This window comes from Thiobacter subterraneus, from assembly GCF_055379455.1.
Map to the genome: position 1 here is coordinate 1,508,142 of NZ_AP042402.1, position 21,494 is coordinate 1,529,635.

A 21,494-nucleotide genomic window follows, 5' to 3' on the forward strand; every position below is an offset into this window, starting at 1 on the left:
AGTCCTACTCTACCCCGCCCTCCGCGCCAGCGCGAGGGGCTGATTGCACGGCATTAAGACATTTGCTTGAATTGTGCGATGAACACGCCGCTGCCACCCAAGAAACGCCTGTACGAACAACTCGCGCGCGTCGCCAAGGCGCTGGCCCAGCCCGGCCGGCTGGAACTGCTGGAGGCCCTGGGCCAGGGCGAGCGCAGCGTGGAAGGACTGGCCCAGGCCAGCGGCATGTCGGTGGCGAACACCTCCCACCACCTGCAGATCCTGCGCGACGGCGGTCTGGTGACCTCGCGCCGCGACGGGCTGCAGGTGATCTACAGCCTGAGCGATCCGTCAATTCCCAAGCTGCTGTCCTGCCTGCGCAGCGTGGCCGAGCGCCAGCTGGCCGAGGTGGAGCGCATCGTGCGTGAGAACTTCGACAACCGCGACGGCCTCAAGCCGGTCAGGCGCGAAGAACTGCTCCAGCTGGTGAAGAAGGGGGAGGTCATGGTGATCGACGTGCGGCCCCCGTCGGAATTTGCCGCCGGGCACATCCCTGGCGCCGTCAACATTCCCATCGACCTCCTGCCCAAGCGCCTCAAAACCCTGCCCAAGGACCAGGAAATCGTCGCCTACTGCCGCGGCCCCTACTGCATGTTCGCCCTCGATGCGGTGATCACCCTGCGCAAGAAGGGCTACCGGGCGCGTCGGCTGGAAGAAGGCTTCCCCGAGTGGAAGGCCGAGCGCCTGCCGGTGGAACGGGGCCCCTAGCTTCGCTCCCCGGCACGTCCGCGGCCAGCCGGGCCACCGCCCTCTCCTCTTGACGCCATGCCGTCCATTGCTTATGGTTGTGTTCAAATATTCATTTGATTACTGTGCCGCCGGCGCACAAGGAGCGCAACATGTTCTTCAAGCAACTCGCAACAAAAGAGGCTTCCCTATCCTATTTCTTCGGCTGCGGCTCGCTGGGCAAGGCCGTGGCGGTGGACGTGGTGGCCGGCGACGAGGACTGGTTCGTCCAACAGGCGAAGGATGCCAACGTCACCATCACCCACGTCATCGACACCCATGTGCACGCTGACCACTACTCCGGCGGCCGTGCGCTGGCCAGGCGCGTCGGTGCCCAGTACTGCCTGCATGAAAGCGACAAGGACTTCGTGCAGTTCGAATTCACGCCGCTGAAGGACAACGAGACCATCGAGGCAGGCAACGTGGTGATCAAGGTGCTGCACACCCCGGGCCACACCCTGGACAGCGTGTGCCTGCTGGTCACCGACAAGCGCCGCGGCGAGCAGCCGTGGTTCGTGCTCACTGGCGATACCCTGTTCGTCGGCAGCGTGGGCCGTCCCGACCTGGCCGGGCGCGAGCAGGAGATGGCGGGCATGCTGTTCGACAGCTTGCATGCCAAGCTTGTGAGCCTGCCCGACGAGACCGAGATCTTCCCCGGCCATCAGGCGGGGAGCGTGTGCGGCGCCGGCATTTCCGGCAAGCCCTCCTCGACCATCGGCTTCGAAAAGCGCTTCAACCCCGGGTTGAAGATTTCCAGGAAGGACGAGTTCGTGAAACTCGTCACCGGCAACATCCCGCCACGACCGGCTGAGATGGACAGGATAGTCGCAGCGAATCGCGGCCTGGGCGAGAAAGGCATCAGACCCTGAGGTCGCGGAGGGCGTTGAGCAAGTCACGTCGGCCTTGTCTCTGCGTTCCTGCGCGCCCTCAGCGTTTGAAGCCTTCGGCACCGGAATATCCCATGAACGCAACTTACATGCCCGCCGAACGCGCATACCTGCACGGCATCCGCGACAACCTCGGCCAATTCCTGCACCAGCTGTTTCAGGTGTTCCTGGTCGGCCTGACGCTGGGCATGATGCGCACCGTGGTGCCCGCGCTGGCGGAATCCGAATTCGGCGTGCCCAAAGGCTCGTTCGGCCTGCTGATGGCCTTCGTGGTGGCCTTCGGCTTCGTCAAGGGCGCACTCAATTTCGTCGCCGGCCGGCTGTCGGAACGCATGGGCCGCAAGACCGTGCTGCTGCTCGGTTGGGCCTCGGCCATCCCCATTCCCTTCATCATCCTCTACGCACCGAGCTGGAACTGGATCGTCGCCGCCACCGTGCTGCTGGGAATGAACCAGGGCTTCACCTGGTCGATGACACAGACCTCGAAGCTGGACCTCACCCGAGCCGACCAGCGCGGGCTGGCCATCGGCCTCAACGAATTCGCCGGCTACGTCGGCGTGGCAATCGCCGGCATCGTCACCGGCTATTTGGCGGCTGCGCTCGGTCCGCGCATGGGGCTGTTCGTATTCGGCGCGGTGGTGATCGCAGGCGCGTTGCTGCTGACCGCGCTGTGGGTGAAGGAGACCCTGCCCTGGGCCAAGGCCGAGGGTGCGCGCCATGCGGCGGGCAAGACCAGCGGTCCGAAACCGCGTTATCCCCAAAACATCTCCGATCAGCCCACCACCTGGGAAGTGTTCACACTGATGAGCTGGCGCGACAGGCGCATGGCCGCTCTCAGCCAGGCCGGACTGGTGGAGAAATTCGTCGATGCCCTGATCTGGGTGGTGTACCCGCTTTACCTGTACGAGCGCGGCCTGAGCCTTGCCCACATCGGCTGGGTGGTCGGCGTGTACGGCTTCGTCTGGGGCGGCTCGCAGTTCTTCACGGGCAGGCTGTCCGACGGCATCGGCCGGCAGCGGCCCATCGTCTGGGGCATGTGGCTGTGCGGCGCGGGTGTGGGCATGATGCTGCTGGGCGACCACATCGCCATTTGGCTGGCCTCCGCGGCGGTCACTGGCTTCGGCATGGCCCTGCTCTACCCCAACCTCTCCGCCGCGGTGGCCGACATCGCCCATCCCAACTGGCGCGGCTCGGCGATCGGCATCTACCGCTTCTGGCGCGACAGCGGCTACGGCGTCGGCGCGCTGCTGCTGGGCTGGGTGGCGCATGCCAGCGGCAGCCTGGCCTCCGGCTTCTGGTTCGTCGCCGGCGCCATGTTCGTGTCGGGCCTGATCGTACGGCTGGCGGGCGAAGAGACCCACCCCCGGCTCAATCCGGCGCAATGAAGGCGGCCGGACCGCGGCTGTCGGCCGCCCGCCGGGCGGGACGTGCGCGCCGCCGCGCCTCGGCATGACCTGGACCTGAGCATCGTGCCCGACGTGTCGCCGTCGATGCGCGCCCATGGCCGACCGCCACAGCCGCCAACCCTGCGCCACTGGAATGCACTGGTGGAGGCGCCGGAACGCCGGCAGTTCGGCCGGGTGGAAGGAGCGGACCTGGCCGCGATCCGACAGCGCTGGCTCGCAGTGCTGAACCGGCTGCCGCTTACTTGATGATCTTGAGGTGCCCGCCGCGGGGAGGTCTGGGCGGTTGGGGCGGCTCACCGCCGGGCGTCATCGGCGAGGTTCCACCCCCGGCCGCGGGATGCCCCCCGCCGGCCTCAGGCTGGGGCGCCTGTTCCGGGACCTGGAAAAACATCCCCTGCCCGGTTTCCTTGGAAAAGATGCCGGAAACGGCCTCGATGGGGATTTCCAGCTCGCGGGAGACGCCGTTGAAACGCGCCGCGAAGCGGATGAAGTCGTTGTCGATCTTGAGCTTGTGGGTGGCCGTGTAGCTGATGTTGAGCACGATCTGGCCGTTTTTCACGTACTCCATGGGCACGCGGGTGCGGGCATCCACCTGCACCGCCAGGTAGGGCGTGTAACCCTGGTCCACGCACCACTCGTAGATGGCACGGATCAGGTAGGGCTTGGTGGAAGGCTCAAACATGGGTGTAGGCTTAGACGCGCGCAGGGCAGCGGCCGCCGGGGCCTGGGTCGGGAAAGCCGCGCAGGGCCGCATGAGCGGCCGGGTGAAGCCTGCATGCCCTGCGTCTGCCGGTCATCGCCTTACCTTTCCGCCGGGCGCCCCGGATGCCCAGCCTCATTTCCGCATCGCCTTTTCCGACGGCGTCATGGCCTCGATGAAGGCCGGCCGCGAGAACAGACGCTCGGCGTATTTGAGCACGGGAGCAGCCTGCTTGGGCAGCTGGATGCCGTAATAGTCGAGGCGCCACAGCAGGGGGGCGATGGCCACGTCCAGCATGGAGTATTCGTCGCCCAGCATGTATTTCTGCTTCTGGAACACCGGCGCGATCAGGGTCAGGTGATCGCGGATGATGGCACGCGCCTTGTCCGCTTCCTTCTTGGGACCCTTTTCCAGCGTGTCGATGTGGCAGAACAGTTCGTTCTCGAAGCGGAACAGGAACAGCCGCGCCCGCCCGCGCATCACCGGATCCGCCGGCATGAGCTGGGGATGGGGGAAGCGTTCGTCGATGTACTCGTTGATGATGTTGGCTTCGTGCAGCACCAGGTCGCGCTCCACCAGCACCGGCACGCGGTTGTAGGGGTTCATCACCGCGATGTCTTCCGGCATGTTTTCCACGTCCACGTCGATGACCTGGAAATCCATGCCCTTTTCGTAGAGCACGATGCGGCAGCGTTGGCTGAAGGGGTCCGTGGTCCCCGAATACAAAGTCATCATAGGCGTTTACCTGTAGCGTATGCTCACTGGCCCCATTAGATGGGGCAGGGCGGCGCGGGTTCAAGGGCGGGGCCACAATGGACGAGGGGCGGAACCGCCGTTCCGCCCCCGCCCGGCCAGGCCCTGCATGGGCCGTTCGCGGTGCCTTCAGTGCACGTCCTTCCAGAACTCCTTCTTCAGGTAGTAGGTGAGGACCGCCAGGCCCAGCAGGAAGAAGATCACGATGATGCCCAGCTGCTTGCGCTGGGCCTGGGCCGGCTCGCCCATGTAAACCAGGTAGTTCACCAGGTCACCCATGGCGGCATCGTACTCGGCACGGCTCATCTTGCCCGGCTTGACCAGCTCGAACCGGTCGAACACGTGCTGCTCGCGGCCTTCGTGATCCTTGACCGTCTTGAAGCGGGCCACCTGTTCTCCCTGGAGCTCCCACAGCACGTGGGGCATGCCCACGTTGGGGAACACAGTGTTGTTCCAGCCGGTGGGACGCGACGGATCCCGGTAGAAGCTGCGCAGGTAGGTATAGAGCCAGTCCGGATCCCGCGAGCGGGCGATCACGGTGAGGTCCGGCGGCGTGGCGCCGAACCAGGCCTTGCCGTCCGCCGGGCGCAGGGCGATGGTCATGGGCTCGCCCACCTTCTCCCGGGTGAACAGCAGGTTGTCGGCGATCTGCTGCTCGGTCAGCCCCAGGTCGGTCAGGCGCGAGTAGCGCATGTAGTTGGCGCTGTGGCAGTTGAGGCAGTAGTTGACGAACAGGCGGGCGCCCTTCTGCAGGGAGATCCTGTCGTTGACGTTGACGGGCGCGCGATCCAGATGCACCGCCGCACCGCTGGCGAAAGCAACGGCCGGAAGCCACGCGAGCATGAAGAGGATCAGTTTGCGTTTCATTATCCAGTCACCCTTTCCGGTTCCGGTTTGGTCTTGTCGATCCTGGTGTACCAGGGCATGAGCAGGAAGAACAGGAAGTAGATCACACTGAACACCCGTGCCAGCACGGTGTACACCGGCGTGACCGGCTGCATGCCCAGATAGGACAGCCCGATGAAGGAGATGGCGAACAGGGTGAGGGCGGTCTTGTAGAGCACGCCGCGGTAGCGGATGGATTTCACCGGCGACTTGTCCAGCCAGGGCAGGAAAAACAGCAGCACGATGGCCGCGCCCATGGCCACCACCCCGGGGAACTGGGAGCCCAGGATGGGCGGCACCGCCCGCAGGATGGAGTAGAAAGCCGTGAAATACCACAGCGGGGCGATGTGCTCCGGCGTCTTCAGGGGGTCGGCCGGGATGAAGTTGTTGGCCTCGAGGAAATAGCCCCCCATTTCCGGCGCGAAGAAGATGATGGCCGAGAACACGATCAGGAACACCACCACGCCGAAGATGTCCTTCACCGTGTAGTAGGGGTGGAAGGGAATGCCATCCAGCGGCTTGCCGGTATTCGGATCCTTTTTCTTCTTGATCTCGATGCCGTCGGGGTTGTTGGAGCCCACCTCGTGCAGCGCCACCAGGTGCACGAACACCAGGGCGATCAGCACCAGCGGCAGGGCGATCACGTGGAAGGCAAAGAAGCGGTTGAGGGTGGCGTCGGAGATCACGTAGTCACCCCGGATCCACACCGCCAGATCGGGACCGATCACGGGAATGGCGGCAAACAGGTTGACGATCACCTGGGCGCCCCAGAAGGACATCTGGCCCCAGGGCAGCAGATAGCCCAGGAAGGCCTCGGCCATCAGCGCCAGGTAGATCAGCACGCCGAAGATCCAGATCAGTTCGCGCGGCTTGCGATAGGAGCCGTACATGAGACCGCGGAACATGTGCAGATACACCACCACGAAGAACATGGAGGCGCCGGTGGAGTGCATGTAGCGGATCAGCCAGCCCCAGTCCACGTCGCGCATGATGTATTCCACCGCGGCGAAGGCCAGGCCCGCATCCGGCTTGTAGTTCATGGTGAGGAAGATGCCGGTGACGATCTGGATCACCAGCACGAGCAGGGCGAGCGAACCGAAGAAATACCAGAAGTTGAAGTTCTTCGGCGCGTAGTACTCGGAGAGATGGGCCTTCCAGGTGGCGGTGAGGGGGAAGCGCTCGTCCACCCAGGCGAGGAGTTGCTGCATCTTGGTCATGTTCTTACGCTCCCTTGGTATCTTCGCCGATCAGGATGCGGGTATCGGTCACGTAACGGTGGGGAGGCACCACCATGTTGGTGGGCGCGGGCGAGCCCTTGAACACCCGCGCCGCCAGGTCGAAGCGGGAACCATGGCAGGGACAGTAGAAACCGCCGTGCCAGTCGGGGCCGGTCTCGTTGTCCGAAACGGGTTTGAGCTTGGGACTCGGCGAGCAACCCAGGTGGGTGCAGATGCCGATGACCACCATGTACTGGTCCTTGATGGCCCGGTGATTCTTGCAGTACTCGGGCTGGATGGAGCTTTCGGATTTGGGGTCGGACAGGCGGTCGTCGTGTTTGTCCAGGAGTTCCAGCATTTCCTTGGTGCGGTAGATCACCCACACCGGCTTGCCGCGCCATTCCACGGTGGCGTAGCTGCCGGGCTCGATCTTGCTGATGTCCACCTCCACCGGGGCGCCGGCGGCCTTGGCCCGCTGACTGGGGTTCATGCTGGCGATGAACGGCCAGGCCGCCGCCAGCACGCCCGCCCCACCCACCACCGAGGTGGCGACGATGAGACGGCGGCGGGTGCGATTGACTCCTTGGTTGCTCATATCCCGTCCTGTCGAAATGGTGAAAAGGCAAAAGCGGCATTCTAACCAAAAGCCCTGGGCAATTAGAAGCCCCATTCCCGTATCTTTTTGATTTTCATCAAGTTAGACAGGGTTGGGGAGGTCGATAAAACGATGTTCGAGCCCGAATTGGGCGGCCAGATGCTCCCCCAGGGCGCGGATGCCGTCCCGCTCGGTGGCATGGTGCCCGGCGGCGAGGAAGGCCACGCCGGATTCCCGGGCGAAGTGCACGTTGTGCTCGGAGGCTTCGCCGGTGAGATAGGCGTCCACGCCCAGAGCCGCCGCCGTCTCGAACCAGCCCTGGGCGCCGCCGCTGCACCAGGCGATGCGCCGGATGGGCTGTTGGGGCGCCCCCACCACCAGGGGCGCCCGCCCCAGGGCCTGGGTCACCCGTGCCGCGAATGCCTCGAGCACGCAGGGTGTTTCCGGCTCGCCCACGGCGATCAGGCCCTGCTCCCCCGCCCATTCCTGCACCCTAAGGCCAAGCCGCCGCCCCAGCTGCGCGTTGTTGCCCAGCTCGGGATGGGCATCCAGGGGCAGGTGGAAGGCAAACAGGCTCACGTCATGGGTCAGCAGCAGGCGGATGCGCGCGCGCTTGACGCCGACGATGGGGGCCGGCTCGTTTTTCCAGAAATAGCCGTGGTGCACCATGACCGCGTCGGCCCCCGCTTCGATGGCCGCTTCCAGCAGGGCGCGGCTTGCGCTCACCCCGGTGACGATGCGCCGCACCTCGGGCCGGCCCTCCACCTGCAGACCGTTGGGGCAGTAGTCCCGGAAGCGGGCGGTGTCCAGCAGCGTGCGCGTATAATGGTCCAGGTCTGCCAGCCGCATTGCCTCGTCTCCCAATGAAAAAGCTCTGGCTGCTGTTCGCCCAGTTCACCACCCTGTGCGTCGCGGCCCTGTTCGTGATCAGCGTGTTCCGGCCGGAGCTCCTGCGGCGCGAGGCCGCACCGGTGGCCCAGCGCGCGCCGGTGGCCGTCGCGCCGGCAGGGTCCCTGCCGGCGCCCGCATCCTACCGCCACGCGGCGAAAAAGGCGATGCCGGCAGTGGTCAACATCTACACCAGCAAGGAGGTGCGGTCCGCGCCCCACCCCCTGCTGGACGATCCCCTGTTCCGCCGCTTCTTCGGCGACCGCTTCCCCAGCCGTCCCCAGCGGGTGGCCAGCCTGGGCTCGGGCGTGATCGTGGACCGCCGCGGCTACATCATCACCAACCAACACGTGATCGAGTCCGCGGACGCCATCGAAGTGCTGCTCGCCGATGGCCGTACTGCGCCGGCCAGGATCGTGGGCTCCGATCCGGAGACGGACCTCGCCGTGATCCGGATCGATCTGCCCGATCTGCCCACCATCGAGTTCGGCCATGCCGACCGGCTGGAAGTGGGCGACGTGGTGCTCGCCATCGGCAATCCCTTCGGCGTGGGCCAGACAGTGACCATGGGCATCGTCAGCGCCCTGGGACGCAGCCACCTGGGCATCAACACCTTCGAGGATTTCATCCAGACCGACGCCCCCATCAACCCCGGCAACTCCGGCGGTGCTTTGGTGGACACCAACGGTGCCCTGGTGGGCATCAACAGCGCGATTTTCTCCCGCACCGGCGGCTCACTGGGCATCGGCTTCGCCATTCCGGAGACCCTGGCGCAACAGGTGATGACCCAGATCCTGGAGCACGGCGCCGTGGTACGCGGCTGGATCGGCGTCTCCATGCGCGATCTCTCCCCCGAACTGGCCCAGAGCCTCAAGCTGCCCGAAGTGCGGGGCACCCTGGTGGTGGGTGTGCTGCGCGGCGGGCCTGCCGACCAGGCGGGCGTGCAGCCGGGCGACGTGTTGCTCCGCATCGACGGCAAACCCCTGCCGGATGCCAACGCCGCCCTGTCCACCATCGCCCAGCTTGCGCCGGGGCGACGCGTCAGCGCCACGCTCCTGCGTCAGGGACGCGAACGGGAAGTGCAGATCGTGATCGCCCGCCGTCCTCCCATGCCGCGCCGCGACCTGGAGGAAGATCAGCCATGAGAAGGGCCGCCATCCGGGGCTTCTCCCTGATCGAGATGGCGGTGGTGCTGTTCATCGTGGTGCTGCTCTTGGGCAGCCTGCTGGTCCCTTTCGCGACCCAGGTGGAGCAGCGGCGCATCGCAGAGACGCAGAAGACAATGGACGAGATCAGGGAGGCGCTGATCGGCTTTGCCGTCGCCCATGGCTGGCTGCCCTGCCCTGACCAAATGACCGGCCCGGCAGGCAACGACGGGGTGGAAGACCGCACGGGCACCGCCTGCGCCGTGGCGGAAGGCAACCTGCCCTGGGCCACCCTGGGTGTCGGCGCCCAGGACGCCTGGGGGAATCACTTCCGCTATCAGGTCACACCCGCCTTCGCCGATTCCGGCACACCCTTCGCCCTCTCCACCACCGGCACCCTGAGGGTGTGTTCAGCGGCCAACTGTGCCGGCGGCGCCGCACTGGCCACAGACCTTCCCGCCGTAATCGTCTCCCACGGCAAAAACGGCTACGGCGCGGTATCTGCCAACACCGAGCCGGGGGCCAACGCCACTTCACCCGCCCCCACCAGCCCGGACGAGCTGCAGAACACCCATGCCCCGGGCTATGCGACCGGCGCTTTCGTCAGCCGCGCCGCGACACCCACCGGCACACCCGCGGGTGAATTCGACGACATCGTCGTCTGGCTCTCCCCCTACGTCCTGTTCGATCGCATGGTCGCCGGGGGCCGTCTGCCCTGAGCCCGCCGTCAGGAGGCCGGCGCCGGATGGTCGTTGGCCACTACCAGCCGCAGCGCAGGGCGCAGCTCGAAGCATACCCGTCCCACTTCGTTGTGCAGGAGCCTGAGCTGATAGCCCAGGGCCTCCGCCTGGCGCGCGGCCTGGTAAAGGCCGATGCCGAAACCCGTGGTGGAGGCCACGGGGGCTTCCAGCAGGCGTGCCGCCGTCTCGCGGCTCATGGGCAGTCCCGTGTCACACACGGTGAGGGCGCGGCGGGGGCCGGCGGCGAAGCGCACCCGGATCAGGATGCCCTGCTGCTGGGCGCGTTTCTTCAGGGCGTTTTGCAGGAGGTTGTCGGCCACGCTGTCGAACAGATCCACCGGGATGGGTGTGTCGTCCGGCTCGCCCTCGGCTTCGAAGCTGATGTCCGCGTCTTCGTAACGGGTGCACAGGGCGGCCCACCACTGGCGCGCCGGCGCCTCCTCCTTGCCCACCAGCTGGGGCGCGCGCAGTTTCTTCAGGGTCTGGTCCAGGCGCGCCGTGATCAGGGGCAGCTGGCGCTTCATGAGGGCCTGCAGCGCCTCGGCCTGGTCCGCCTCGCTGGACTCCGCCGCCCGGCACAGGGTGGTGAGGGACTGCAGCAGATTCTTCACGTCGTGGGTGAGACGCGCCCCGGTCTCGTGAATGGCCTGCATGTAGGCGTTCTGGCGCTGTTCGCGTTCGCGCAGCTTGGCTTCGTAAAAGAACTCGATCAGTTCCACCAGCAGCCGGGTGTGCATAATCAGGGCAGGGGCGGGATGGCTGCGCGTGTAGAGATCCACGGCAAGCCGGCGCAGGGAGATTTCCAGGCAGTGGGCGGTGGGCAGACCGAATTCGCCCTCGAGTTCCGGAGTCCGCCAGCTGCCGCCGGACACCCAGGGCAGTTGCTCGATCTCCCCCATGGCCCGCCTGAGAAACGCCTCGGGCTCGCGCTCGGCTTCCGCCAGCCGGGCCAGATTGCGCAGCCAGTCCTCGAAGGGCAGGCCCACACTCAGAAGATAACGGGACAGGAGCTGGCCAAAGCCGGCGAAACCCGCGCGCGGCTGCCACAGCCAGGCCAGCACGAGAAGCAGGGCGGCCAGGGCGAGCAGCGTGCCGGCCAGCGCCAGCAGGTAGTGGTTGCCGCTCACCACCTTCAGAGCGAAGCTGCCCAGCACCAGCACCAGCACCAGCAGGAACAGCATCAGGCTGTAGATGAAATCCACCAGGTGGGGGCGTTCCGGGGCCGCCGCCTCGCTTCCCAGGAACAAAAGCAGAAGGGGAAAGACGGGCAGGCCGAAGCGCACGAGGGCCGTTACGGGCGCCGGCACGGGCTCGGCTTCGAACAGGTGGGGCACCACCCAGGTGAGGAGGATGCCCAGGAGATAGGTCACGGCCAGCAGGGCGGCAAGCCGCGTGCGCCGATCCTCGATGCCAAAGGCGCGCCCCCCGACGAGCCCCACCAGCACACCGATCCACAGCACGGCCGTCCACCAGTTCGTGCCCAGCACCAGCAGGGCGGCGAGCAGGGCCAGCGCCGCGCCGGAGAGGGGGCCCACCGCCTGGTCCGTGCGCCATACCGGCTGCCAGAGCAGGAAAAACCCCAGATGGGTCAGCATGAAGGCCCGTGCCCACCAGGGCTCCACCCCCCAGGCCAGGGAGGCGTGCAGGCTGAGGAGCATCAGCCCCAGCCAGAAGTGGGGCCGGTCACGCAGCCAGTCCGGTCGGCCCGGCCGGGGGGATTCGGTCATGCCTGGGTCCATTTCGTTGCGGGCGCGCCGGGGCGCGGCCCGTTTTGTTACCATCGGCGAGGTCGCCCATGAGCCAGATCCTCGCCATCGTCCGTCACACTGCCCTCGAAGCCCTGCGGGCACGCAGTCTCCTGTGGGCGCTTCTGACGCTCATCGTCCTGTTCGGCGTCAGTCTCTTCCTGCGCGAGCTCGCCCTCACCGACAGCCAGCGCCTGCAAATGACGTTCCTGGCCGCGACCAGCCGGCTCGCCTGCGCCCTGGTCACGGCGGCGCTCATTATCGGCGCCGTGGTGCGGGAGTTCAACGAACAGGGACATTTGCTGCTCCTCTCCCTGCCCCTGCCGCGCACGCGCTATCTGCTGGGCAAGTTCCTGGGCTTCGCGGCGGTGACGCTGGTGTTCGCCCTGGCGAGCGGCTTTCTGCTTGCCCTGAGCGCGCCGCCGAGGCTGGTGCTGGGCTGGAGTGTGAGCCTAATGCTGGAGCTTTGCATCGTCGCGGCCATGGCGGTGTTCGCCGCTTTCAGCCTGCGCCAGTGGCTGCCGGCCCTGCTGCTCACCCTGGGGTTCTATCTGCTCGCGCGCAGCATCGGGGGTCTGCAGCTCCTCGCCCACGGCGGGGGAGCGAGCACCCCGTGGCTTGTCCCCCTCACCGACGCAGTGGCCTGGCTGCTGCCGCGGCTGGACGGCTTCGCCGCCTCGGCGCGCCTGCTGGGTGAAACCGGCGGGCTGGCGGCAGCGCTCGTACAGAGCCTCCTCTACTGTGCCCTGCTGCTCACCGCGGCGGCCGTCGATGTCACCCGGCGCGACCTGTGAACGCCCCCCCCACCGGGGGCTCGTTTTGCTGCTCATCCTGCTTGTGGCAGGCCAGCTTGCCTTGCGCATGGCCGAGCCGCTGCCGGCGCCCCGCCCGGGCGCCCTCGGCCCACCGCCGCCGGCGCCGGTCCTGCGCGCCCTGAGTCTGGGGGAACCGGTGCCCCTGGCGGGTCTGCTCGCCCTGTGGCTGCAGACCGCGGACGACACCCCGGGCGCGAGCACACCCTTCGTGCAGCTGGACTACACGTCCCTGGAAGCGTGGCTCGCCACCCTGCTCGCCCTGGACCCCCACGCCGACTATCCCCTGCTGTTGGCCAGCCACGTTTACAGCCAGGTTCCCGACCCGGCCAGGGTGCGGCAGATGCTAGAATTCGTGCGCCGCGCCTTCGGGGCCGATCCCGACCGGCGCTGGCGCTGGCTCGCCCACGCCTCCCTGGTGGCCCGCCACCGGCTCGGGGACGCGCGCCTGGCACTTACCTACGCGCGCGAAGTGGCGCAACGGGCACGGGAACCCGGCGTGCCCCACTGGGCGCGCCAGATGCCCATCTTCATCCTGGCCGACCTGGGAGAAGTGGAAGCCGCGCGCATCGAGCTCGGGGCCTGGCTCGCCTCGGGCGCGGTGACCGACCCCCGGGAACGCCACTTCCTCACCCAAACCCTGCTGGAGCTGGAACGCCGGGGCGCCGACGAAAATCCGTCATCCCCGTCGAAAACACGACAGCCGCCGGACGCCGCGCCGTGAACGGGCGGCACCCATTCCCCGAAATGCCGTCGTGCTGCCGTGGCATGAAACTTGCGTGGCTAGCGCACCACAACCACAACAATCCTGGAATGACTGTGATGAAGGCAAGGCAGAGCGGCTTCACCCTGATCGAAATCGCCATCGTCCTGGTGATCATCGGCCTGCTCCTGGGCGGCGTGCTCAAGGGTCAGGAACTGATCCAGAATGCCCGGGTGCGCAACATCATCGCCCAGCAGGACGGCATCAAGGCCGCCTTCTTCGGCTTCCAGGACCGCTACCGGGGCGTTCCCGGCGACTATCCCGCCAACCTCGCCAACCAGAACATCCCGGGGGCCGGCACGACGTGCGGGGGTGATGGCAACAGTCTGATCGAGAACAAGACCACCACCGGCTCGCCGGAATACATCTGCGCGTGGTACCACCTCTCCAAGTCAGGTTTCATTACCGGCAATTACACTGGCACCGGCACCTCCGCCGATGCCAACAACTCGCCGGCCAACCCTTTCGGCGGCCTGATCCAGCTCATCTTTGACAACAACTACATGGCCACCGCGGCCAATCCGCCGGCGGTGCACAACATCAAGACCGGCATCAACATTCCCAGCACGGTGCTGGCCGAGGTGGACCGCAAGATCGACGACGGCAATCCGGCCAGCGGCAGCTTCCGCTATTCCGGCTGGAACGTGCCGAGCAGCTCCACCTGCGTGACCAGCGCCACCCCTCCTGCCTGGGACAACACGGGCGCCCAGACCGTGTGCGGCGGCGTCACCCTGTTCTGAGCGTCCCCGCTAGCCGCGGGTGAGCCTGAGCTCGGCCAGGGCGAGGTCGTCCGGCAGGCCCATGAGGATCAACGAATCCCCCGCCTCCAGCCGCAGGTCCGGTCCGGGCTCGACGCCACGCACCCCGCGGCGCCGCACTGCCGTGACCTGCACGCCCAGGCTGTCCAGCTCCAGCTCGCCCAGGGTGCGCCCCAAAGTGGGGGCGTGTTCCGGCAGCGTGACGGTGTAGAGCCGCGGCTGCACGGTCTCGGCCCCCTCCTCCGTCGCCTCACTCAAACCCAGGAAGAAAGCCTTGAGCAGGCTGTAGCGCTGCTCCCGCACCTGGCGCACACGCTTGACCACCCGTGACGGCGGCACGCCCAGCAGCATGAGGGCATGGGAGGCCAGCATGAGGCTGCCCTCCAGCACCTCGGGCACCACTTCCTGGGCACCGGCGGCGATGAGCTGGTCCATGTGGGCATCGTCCAGGGTGCGCACCACCACGGGCAGACCCGGCCGGGCCTGTTGTACCACGCCCAGCACCTTGAGGGCGGAGGGCACCTCGGCATAGGTCACCACCACCATGCGCGCCCGGGACAGGCCCGCGGCCATGAGCACTTCCAGCCGTCCGGCATCGCCGTACACCACGCTCTCGCCGGCGGCGGCGGCCTGCTTGACCCGCACTGGGTCCAGGTCCAGGGCGATGAAGGGGACCTGTTCCTGATCCAGCAGGCGCGCCAGGATCTGCCCGCTGCGCCCGTAGCCGCAGATGATGACGTGGCCGGTGCGGCCGAAGCTGGTGGCGGCGATGGCATGCAGCTCGGCGGCGCGGCTCATCCATTCGCTGGCGCACAGCCGGCGCACCAGGGCGTCGCTGTGCTGGATCACCAGGGGCGCGGCGACCATGGACAAAAGCATCGCCGCCAGCACCACCTGGCCCACGCCGGCGGCGAGCAGCCCGTGCGCCGTGGCCAGGGCGAGCAACACCAGGCCGAATTCACCCGCCTGCGCGAGCGACAGCCCCACCCGCCAGGCATCGGCGGTGCTGGCGCCCATGAGTCGCGCAAGTCCCGCCACGATCGCCAGCTTGCCCAGCACCAGCGCCAGCGTGACGGCCAGCACCCAGCCCAGCTGGTGCATCACCTGGGCGGGGTCGAGCTGCATGCCCATGGTGATGAAGAACAGGCCCAGCAGCACGTCGCGGAACGGTTTGATGTCCGCCTCCACCTGGTAGCGGTATTCCGTCTCGGAGATGAGCACGCCGGCCAAAAACGCGCCCAGCGCCAGGGAAAGATCGGCACGCTCCGTGAGCCAGGCCAGTCCCAGGGTGACCAGGAACACGTTGAGCATGAACAGCTCCGGGGTCTTGCGCGCGGCCACCAGACCGAACCAGGGGCGCATCAGGCGCTGGCCGAAGAACAGGATGAGGGCCAGCGCCAGCGCCGCCTTGAGCACCGCGGCGGCGAGGGTCATGGCGAGCGCATCGTCGCCGCGCGCGAGTGCGGGAATGAGGATCAAAAGCGGCACCACGGCCAGATCCTGGAACAGCAGCACCCCGACGATCTGCTGGCCGTGGCGCGACTGCAGCTCGTAGCGCTCGGCGAGCAGGCGGCTGACGATGGCGGTGGAAGACATGGCAAGGATGCCGCCCAGCACCAGTCCCCCGCGCCAGTCGATCCCAAGCGCGAGGGCGATCGCCAGCACCGCAAGGGTGGTCACCCCCACCTGCAGCCCGCCCAGACCGAACACCACGTTGCGCATGGTCTTGAGCTGCGCCAGGCTGAATTCCAGGCCGATGCTGAACATCAGGAACACCACGCCGAATTCGGCGAGATAACGGGACTCCGCCGTGTCCGGCACGAGTCCCCAGGCGTGGGGGCCGATGGCCACCCCTGCCGCCATGTAGCCCAAAAGCGAAGGCAGTCTCAAGGTGCGCAGCAACGCCACGATGAGCACCGCCGCGGCGAGCAGGATGAGGACGAGTTCCAGCGTGTCGTGCATGGTTGCGGCCGAGTATAACAAGCGCCGCCTGCCGGGCGGCCGCTGCTATACTTGCGCCCCATGTCATTCGATGCGCTCAAACATGCCCGGCCCCAGGCCCTGGAGCTGGCGCGCGAGGTGCTCACCATCGAGGCCCAGGCGGTGGCCGCCCTGGCCGAGCGGCTGGACGACCGCTTTCTCGCGGCGGTGGATCTGGTGCTCAATTGCCGCGGCCGGGTCGTGGTGAGCGGCATGGGCAAGTCCGGCCACATCGCGCGCAAGATCGCCTCCACCCTGGCCAGCACCGGCACGCCCGCCTTCTTCGTGCATCCGGGGGAGGCGAGTCACGGCGATCTGGGCATGATCACCCGCGACGACGTGGTGATCGCCCTGTCCAACTCGGGCGAAAGTCCCGAGCTGCTCACCATCGTACCCCTGATCAAGCGCACCGGCGCCCGGCTCATCAGCATGACCGGGCGGCCCCAGTCCACCCTGGCGCGGGAGGCGGACGTGCATCTGGACGCCAGCGTGGCGCGCGAGGCCTGCCCGCTGGGATTGGCACCCACCGCCAGCACCACGGCGGCGCTCGCCCTGGGCGATGCCCTGGCGGTGGCCCTGCTCGACGCACGGGGCTTCGGCCCCGAGGATTTCGCCCGCTCCCACCCCGGCGGGGCGCTGGGCCGGCGGCTGCTGGTGCACGTCTCGGACGTGATGCGCAAAGACGAGGCCCTGCCGCGGGTGCGACCGGAAGCCAGCCTGCGCGATGCCCTGCTGGAGATGACCCGCAAGGGCATGGGCATGACTGCGGTGGTGGACGCCGACGACCGTGTGGTGGGCATCTACACCGATGGTGACCTGCGGCGCAGCCTGGACCGCGGCTGCGACATCCACACCACCCGCATCGCGGAGGTGATGACCGCCAACCCGCGCACCATCGCCCCGGAGCGTCTGGCCGCCGAGGCGGTGGAGCGCATGCAGGCCCACAACATCTACAGCCTGTTGGTGGTGGATGGCGCGGGCCGTCTCATCGGCGCGCTCTCCATGCACGACCTGATGCGCGCCGGTGTCGTGTGAGCCCTGCCATGACCCGCCATCCGCCCGCCAACGTGCTTTCCCTGGACGACGTGAACCTGCGCGCCAAGCAGTTGCGCCTGGTCATCTTCGACGTGGACGGGGTTCTCACCGACGGCTCCCTGTATCTCACGGACGACGGTCAGGAGATCAAGGCCTTCTTCTCCCTGGACGGTCACGGCATGAAGATGCTCAAGCGTTCCGGGGTGGAGCTCGCCATCATCACTGCGCGCAATTCCCAGCTCATGGTGCACCGGGCACGCAATCTGGGCATCACCCATCTCTACCAGGGCGCGGAGGACAAGCTGGAAGCCTACCAGCACCTGCTCGGCGAACTGGACATCGCGCCCGAGCACATCGCCTACATGGGCGATGACGTGGTGGATCTGCCGGTGATGCGCCGCTGCGGCCTGGCCATCACGGTGCCCGGCGCCCCGGACATCGTCAAGCAATACGCCCACTACATCACCACTCTGCCCGGTGGCCGCGGCGCGGCGCGCGAAGTGTGCGAACTCATCATGCGCGCCCAGGGCACCTGGGAGGCGCAGCTCGCCCCCTACCTCAAATGAACCGCGATCTCGCCGCTTGGGCAGCCCTGGGCCTGTTGGGGCTGTTCGCGGCCCTCACCTACTGGCTGGCGCAGGTGGTGGAGCCGCCACCGCCCAAGCGCGATGGCAGCACCCGGCATGATCCGGATTTCATCGTGGAGAACTTCAGCGCGGTACGGCTGGGCGAGGACGGCAAGCCGCGCTTCACCCTGGCCGCGGTGAAGATGACCCATTATCCGGATACCGAGACCAGCGAGCTGGAACGGCCCCATTTCACGCGGTTCAGCCCCACCGCCCCGCCGCTGCATGCCCTCGCGCAAAGGGGGACGGTCAGCCGCGACGGCGAGGAGGTCCACCTGCGCGATCACGTGCGCATCATCCGTGAAGCCCAGGGCGACCGCAGCGAGCTCACCCTCACCACGTCCTACCTGCACATCCAGCCGGAAAAGGAGCTGGCCGTGACGGACCAGCCGGTGACCATCACCGATGCGCATACCCAGATCACCGGCGTTGGCTTAAAATTGAACGCCAAGACCCGCCATTTCCAAATCCTCTCCCGCGTGAAAGTCCACTATGCGAAACCCCGCCGCTGAGGCCAGGCCCGCCTCGGCCCGCCTCGCCATCCTTGCGCTGGTCGTCTGCCTGGGCCTCGCGCCGGGCGCCCGTGGCGAGAAAGCGGACCGGGACAAGCCCATCAACCTGGAGGCGGACACCATGGAAGTGGACGATGCCGCCAAGGTGGCCACCTACACCGGCAATGTGCGCCTGTCCCAGGGCACGCTGCTCATCCTGGCCGACAAGCTGATAGTGCGGCAGGACGCCCAGGGCTTCACCAGCGCCACCGCCCTGGGCAATCCCGCAAGCTTCCGGCAGAAGCGGGATGGCGTGGACGAATACATCGAAGGCTGGGCCCAGCGCATCGAATACGACGGCCGACGGGACCGCGTGGAGCTGTTCACCAACGCGCGCGTCAAGCGCGGCCAGGACGAGGTGCGCGGCAGCTACATCTCCTATGACGCCCGAACCGAGTTTTACCAGGTGAAGGGCGGGCCGGAGGCGGTGAGCGAGACCAATCCCAAGGGCCGGGTGCGCGCCGTGATCCAGCCCAAATCCCGCACCCCCACACCGCCGCCGGCGGACGGGCTCGAGCTGCGTCCGGCGGACACGCCGCGCCAGCCCTAGGCCTGCACGCGGCCGGCCCGCCATGAGCACGCTGGAAGTCGTTGGCCTGCGCAAGCGCTACAAGGCGCGCACGGTGGTGAAGGATGTCTCCCTCACCGTGCACAGCGGCGACGTGGTGGGGCTTTTGGGGCCCAATGGCGCCGGCAAGACCACCAGCTTTTACATGATGGTGGGGCTCACCCCCCTGGATGAAGGCAGGATCCTGCTCGACGGCCAGGACCTGAGCCGTCTGCCCATCCACCGGCGCGCCCTCCTGGGGCTGTCCTATCTGCCCCAGGAGGCCTCCGTCTTCCGCAGGCTCACCGTGGAGGAAAATATCCGCGCCATCCTGGAGCTGCAGCCCCTCACACCCTCCGAAATCGACACCCAGCTCACCCTGCTGCTCACCGAGCTCAACATCGACCACCTGCGCCAAGCCCCCGCCGCCAGTCTGTCGGGGGGCGAACGGCGCCGGGTGGAAATCGGCCGGGCCCTGGCCACGCGCCCCCGCTTCATTCTGCTCGACGAGCCCTTCGCCGGGGTCGATCCCATCGCCGTGCTGGACATCCAGAAGATCATCCGCTTTTTGTCCCAGCGGGGCATCGGCGTGCTGATCACCGACCACAACGTCCGGGAAACCCTGGGTATCTGCGACCGGGCCTACATCATCAACGAGGGCTCGGTGCTCGCCAGCGGACAGCCGGATGAAATTGTTTATAATGAGGCGGTGCGACGGGTGTATCTCGGCGAGCACTTTCGCCTCTGAGCCCGAACCTCCCCTTTACCCGGAATGCATCGCTGCCGGTTCTGACGCAGCCGGCCTGAAGGAGCATTCGGGCTCGGGCCCCCGCAGGCGGCGCCCGCGCGGAGCAGTCCGGTCGGCGGCCAGCCGACTACGCATTCGGCACGGAGCCGGGCCAGTCCCCTATGAAACACAGTCTGCAGCTCAAGCTTTCCCAGCAGCTGACGCTCACGCCGCAACTGCAGCAGTCCATTCGTCTGCTGCAGCTCTCCACGCTGGAGCTCAATCAGGAACTGGAAGCCATCCTGCAGGAAAACCCCCTGCTGGAGCGCTACGACCTGGAAGGCGAGGAGGAAGGAGGCGCCCCGCTCCCCGAGGGCTTCGCGACCACGCTGCCCACGCCCGCCGCCGACGAGACCGCCGGCGAGACCGAGCGTGAGCCGGAAATCAGCGAGGCGCCGGAAAGCCTGTGGGACCAGGATATTCCCACCGGTCCCCGCGGCGAGGACGAGGAAGGCGATTTCCCCCAGTTGGCCGCCGGCGCGGAGACCCTGCGTGAACATCTGCTGTGGCAGCTCAACCTGCTCACCGTCTCGGAGCGGGACAGAAGCCTGATCGCCCTGCTCATCGACGCCCTGGACGAGGACGGCTATCTCAAGCAGCCCCTGAACGAGATCGCAGAGATGCTGCCGCCGGAGCTGGAGGTGGATCCGCTGGAGCTCACCGCCGCCCTCAAGCACCTGCAGAACATGGACCCGGTGGGGGTGGGCGCGCGCGATCTGTCGGAATGCCTGGCCCTGCAGCTGGAGAAGGGCGAGGCGCCGGAGCCGGCCCGAAGCCTTGCCCTCACCATCGTGCGGGAACACCTGGACCTGCTGGCGGCGCGCGATTTCAACAGGCTGAAGAAACTGCTGCAATGTTCGGATGAGGCGCTGCGCGAGGCGCACGAGCTGATCACTCACCTCAATCCGCGCCCGGGCGCGGCCTTCGGCCGCGACGAGACCCGCTACGTGGTGCATGACGTGGAGGTGCGCAAGATCAAGGGCCGCTGGGTGGTGCGTCTCAATCCGGAGGCGATGCCCAGACTGCGCATCAACCGGGTCTATGCCGACATCCTGCGCCGCAGCCGCAACGGGGCCAGCAAGGAACTCGCCGGCCAGCTGCAGGAAGCGCGCTGGCTGATCCGGAACGTGCAGCAGCGCTTCGACACCATCCTGCGCGTCTCCCAGGCCATCGTGGACCGCCAGCGCCATTTCCTGGAACACGGCGACGTGGCCATGCGGCCGCTGGTGCTGCGCGAGATCGCCGAGGCGGTGGGTTTGCACGAATCCACCGTGTCGCGCGTCACCACGCAGAAATACATGCTCACGCCGCGGGGCATCTTCGAGCTCAAGTATTTCTTCGGCAGCCACGTCGCCACCGAGTCGGGCGGCGCCTGTTCCGCCACCGCCATCCGCGCGCTGATCAGGCAGCTGGTGGCCGCGGAGGACCGCAGGCACCCCCTGTCCGATGCCCAGATCGCCGACATCCTGTCCAAGCAGGGCATCATCGTGGCGCGCCGGACCATTGCCAAGTATCGCGAATCGCTGCAGATTCCGCCGGTCAGTCTTCGCAAGTCCTTCTAACAGGAGCGCCCATCATGAATCTCACCGTCACCGGTCATCACGTGGATGTCACCCCCGCGATTCGCGACTACGTCAAAAGCAAGCTGGAACGCATCACGCGCCACTTCGACCACGTGATCGACGTGAACGTGATCCTGTCCGTGGAAAAGCTGGTCCAGAAGGCGGAAGCCACCATCCACGTGAGCGGCCGCGATCTCTTCGCCGAAAGCCAGGACGCGGACATGTATGCCGCCATCGACGCCCTCGCCGACAAGCTCGACCGCCAGGTGCTCAAGCACAAGGAGAAGAACGGCGGACACGGCCGCGAGGCGCTCAAGCGCCAGGCCGCGGAATAGCCTGTCCCGGCC

Annotated in this window: 24 protein-coding genes; 16 read left to right on the forward strand and 8 right to left on the reverse strand. The window is 67.1% G+C overall.

Annotation, left to right across the window (positions count from 1 at the left end; all coding sequences use genetic code 11):
- Positions 1–78 precede the first annotated feature (78 nt).
- The 4 genes from ACZ42P_RS07550 to ACZ42P_RS07565 all read left to right on the forward strand — a co-directional run bounded on the left by ACZ42P_RS07550 (position 79) and on the right by ACZ42P_RS07565 (position 3,304).
- Positions 79–747 (forward strand): ArsR/SmtB family transcription factor, encoded by a 669-nt coding sequence (locus ACZ42P_RS07550; RefSeq protein ID WP_464896945.1) that lies wholly within the window; start codon positions 79–81, stop codon positions 745–747.
- 131 nt (positions 748–878) lie between these two features.
- Entirely contained in the window at positions 879–1,634 is a 756-nt protein-coding gene (locus tag ACZ42P_RS07555) for an MBL fold metallo-hydrolase (protein ID WP_464896946.1), read from the forward strand.
- Positions 1,635–1,726: 92 nt separating this feature from the next.
- Entirely contained in the window at positions 1,727–3,037 is a 1,311-nt protein-coding gene (locus tag ACZ42P_RS07560) for an MFS transporter (RefSeq protein ID WP_464896947.1), read from the forward strand.
- 42 nt (positions 3,038–3,079) lie between these two features.
- Positions 3,080–3,304 (forward strand): hypothetical protein, encoded by a 225-nt coding sequence (locus ACZ42P_RS07565; RefSeq protein WP_464896948.1) that lies wholly within the window; start codon positions 3,080–3,082, stop codon positions 3,302–3,304.
- Here the strand turns inward: ACZ42P_RS07565 and ACZ42P_RS07570 are convergent.
- The 6 genes from ACZ42P_RS07570 to ACZ42P_RS07595 form a co-directional block, all read right to left on the reverse strand.
- Positions 3,297–3,740 (reverse strand): ClpXP protease specificity-enhancing factor, encoded by a 444-nt coding sequence (locus ACZ42P_RS07570; RefSeq protein WP_464896949.1) that lies wholly within the window; start codon positions 3,738–3,740, stop codon positions 3,297–3,299. The genes ACZ42P_RS07565 and ACZ42P_RS07570 overlap by 8 nt on opposite strands.
- A 153-nt stretch (positions 3,741–3,893) precedes the next feature.
- Complete coding sequence (locus ACZ42P_RS07575) at positions 3,894–4,493, reverse strand: glutathione S-transferase N-terminal domain-containing protein (protein ID WP_464896950.1); 600 nt, start codon at positions 4,491–4,493, stop codon at positions 3,894–3,896.
- Positions 4,494–4,640: 147 nt separating this feature from the next.
- Complete coding sequence (locus ACZ42P_RS07580; RefSeq protein ID WP_464899382.1) at positions 4,641–5,354, reverse strand: cytochrome c1; 714 nt, start codon at positions 5,352–5,354, stop codon at positions 4,641–4,643.
- A gap of 23 nt (positions 5,355–5,377) precedes the next feature.
- Complete coding sequence (locus ACZ42P_RS07585; RefSeq protein WP_464896951.1) at positions 5,378–6,613, reverse strand: cytochrome b; 1,236 nt, start codon at positions 6,611–6,613, stop codon at positions 5,378–5,380.
- 4 nt (positions 6,614–6,617) lie between these two features.
- Positions 6,618–7,208, reverse strand: a complete 591-nt coding sequence (petA, locus tag ACZ42P_RS07590) for a ubiquinol-cytochrome c reductase iron-sulfur subunit (RefSeq protein WP_464896952.1) — start codon at positions 7,206–7,208, stop codon at positions 6,618–6,620.
- Between the two features lie 102 nt (positions 7,209–7,310).
- Positions 7,311–8,057: a Nif3-like dinuclear metal center hexameric protein gene (locus ACZ42P_RS07595; RefSeq protein ID WP_464896953.1), complete on the reverse strand. Its 747-nt coding sequence runs from the start codon at positions 8,055–8,057 to the stop codon at positions 7,311–7,313.
- A gap of 14 nt (positions 8,058–8,071) precedes the next feature.
- Between ACZ42P_RS07595 and ACZ42P_RS07600 the strand changes: the two genes are divergently transcribed.
- Both ACZ42P_RS07600 and ACZ42P_RS07605 read left to right on the forward strand, forming a co-directional pair.
- On the forward strand, positions 8,072–9,241 hold the full coding sequence (locus tag ACZ42P_RS07600) for a trypsin-like peptidase domain-containing protein (RefSeq protein ID WP_464896954.1): 1,170 nt from the start codon (positions 8,072–8,074) through the stop codon (positions 9,239–9,241).
- Positions 9,238–9,960 (forward strand): prepilin-type N-terminal cleavage/methylation domain-containing protein, encoded by a 723-nt coding sequence (locus ACZ42P_RS07605; RefSeq protein ID WP_464896955.1) that lies wholly within the window; start codon positions 9,238–9,240, stop codon positions 9,958–9,960. The genes ACZ42P_RS07600 and ACZ42P_RS07605 overlap by 4 nt, the downstream gene beginning before the upstream one ends.
- An 8-nt stretch (positions 9,961–9,968) precedes the next feature.
- On the opposite strand, the gene ACZ42P_RS07610 is transcribed toward ACZ42P_RS07605, so the two are convergent.
- The gene (locus tag ACZ42P_RS07610; protein WP_464896956.1) at positions 9,969–11,708 is read right to left on the reverse strand and encodes a sensor histidine kinase; all 1,740 of its coding nucleotides are present in this window, start codon (positions 11,706–11,708) and stop codon (positions 9,969–9,971) included.
- A gap of 68 nt (positions 11,709–11,776) precedes the next feature.
- On the opposite strand from ACZ42P_RS07610, the gene ACZ42P_RS07615 reads away from it, so the two are divergent.
- From ACZ42P_RS07615 to ACZ42P_RS07625, 3 genes are all read left to right on the forward strand, one after another.
- Positions 11,777–12,520, forward strand: coding sequence for an ABC transporter permease subunit (locus ACZ42P_RS07615; protein ID WP_464896957.1), 744 nt, complete (start codon positions 11,777–11,779; stop codon positions 12,518–12,520).
- A gap of 25 nt (positions 12,521–12,545) precedes the next feature.
- Entirely contained in the window at positions 12,546–13,262 is a 717-nt protein-coding gene (locus ACZ42P_RS07620; RefSeq protein ID WP_464896958.1) for a hypothetical protein, read from the forward strand.
- A 98-nt stretch (positions 13,263–13,360) separates the two neighbouring features.
- A complete protein-coding gene (locus tag ACZ42P_RS07625; RefSeq protein WP_464896959.1) occupies positions 13,361–14,041 on the forward strand; it encodes a prepilin-type N-terminal cleavage/methylation domain-containing protein in 681 nt (226 codons plus the stop codon).
- 9 nt (positions 14,042–14,050) lie between these two features.
- Here the strand turns inward: ACZ42P_RS07625 and ACZ42P_RS07630 are convergent, their stop codons facing one another.
- Positions 14,051–16,021, reverse strand: coding sequence for a monovalent cation:proton antiporter family protein (locus ACZ42P_RS07630; protein WP_464896960.1), 1,971 nt, complete (start codon positions 16,019–16,021; stop codon positions 14,051–14,053).
- Positions 16,022–16,081: 60 nt separating this feature from the next.
- Between ACZ42P_RS07630 and ACZ42P_RS07635 the strand changes: the two genes are divergently transcribed.
- The 7 genes from ACZ42P_RS07635 (at position 16,082) to hpf (ending at position 21,482) form a co-directional block, all read left to right on the forward strand.
- Positions 16,082–17,074, forward strand: a complete 993-nt coding sequence (locus ACZ42P_RS07635) for a KpsF/GutQ family sugar-phosphate isomerase (RefSeq protein ID WP_464896961.1) — start codon at positions 16,082–16,084, stop codon at positions 17,072–17,074.
- Between the two features lie 8 nt (positions 17,075–17,082).
- Positions 17,083–17,640, forward strand: coding sequence for a 3-deoxy-manno-octulosonate-8-phosphatase KdsC (gene kdsC / locus ACZ42P_RS07640; protein ID WP_464896962.1), 558 nt, complete (start codon positions 17,083–17,085; stop codon positions 17,638–17,640).
- On the forward strand, positions 17,637–18,212 hold the full coding sequence (lptC, locus tag ACZ42P_RS07645; protein WP_464896963.1) for an LPS export ABC transporter periplasmic protein LptC: 576 nt from the start codon (positions 17,637–17,639) through the stop codon (positions 18,210–18,212). Before kdsC ends, lptC begins: the two co-directional genes overlap by 4 nt.
- Complete coding sequence (gene lptA / locus ACZ42P_RS07650; protein WP_464896964.1) at positions 18,193–18,801, forward strand: lipopolysaccharide transport periplasmic protein LptA; 609 nt, start codon at positions 18,193–18,195, stop codon at positions 18,799–18,801. The genes lptC and lptA overlap by 20 nt, the downstream gene beginning before the upstream one ends.
- Positions 18,802–18,823: 22 nt before the next feature.
- The gene (gene lptB / locus ACZ42P_RS07655; RefSeq protein WP_464896965.1) at positions 18,824–19,546 is read left to right on the forward strand and encodes an LPS export ABC transporter ATP-binding protein; all 723 of its coding nucleotides are present in this window, start codon (positions 18,824–18,826) and stop codon (positions 19,544–19,546) included.
- 161 nt (positions 19,547–19,707) lie between these two features.
- Positions 19,708–21,147: an RNA polymerase factor sigma-54 gene (locus ACZ42P_RS07660; RefSeq protein WP_464896966.1), complete on the forward strand. Its 1,440-nt coding sequence runs from the start codon at positions 19,708–19,710 to the stop codon at positions 21,145–21,147.
- Between the two features lie 14 nt (positions 21,148–21,161).
- Positions 21,162–21,482: a ribosome hibernation-promoting factor, HPF/YfiA family gene (hpf, locus tag ACZ42P_RS07665; RefSeq protein WP_464896967.1), complete on the forward strand. Its 321-nt coding sequence runs from the start codon at positions 21,162–21,164 to the stop codon at positions 21,480–21,482.
- Positions 21,483–21,494: the final 12 nt, after the last annotated feature.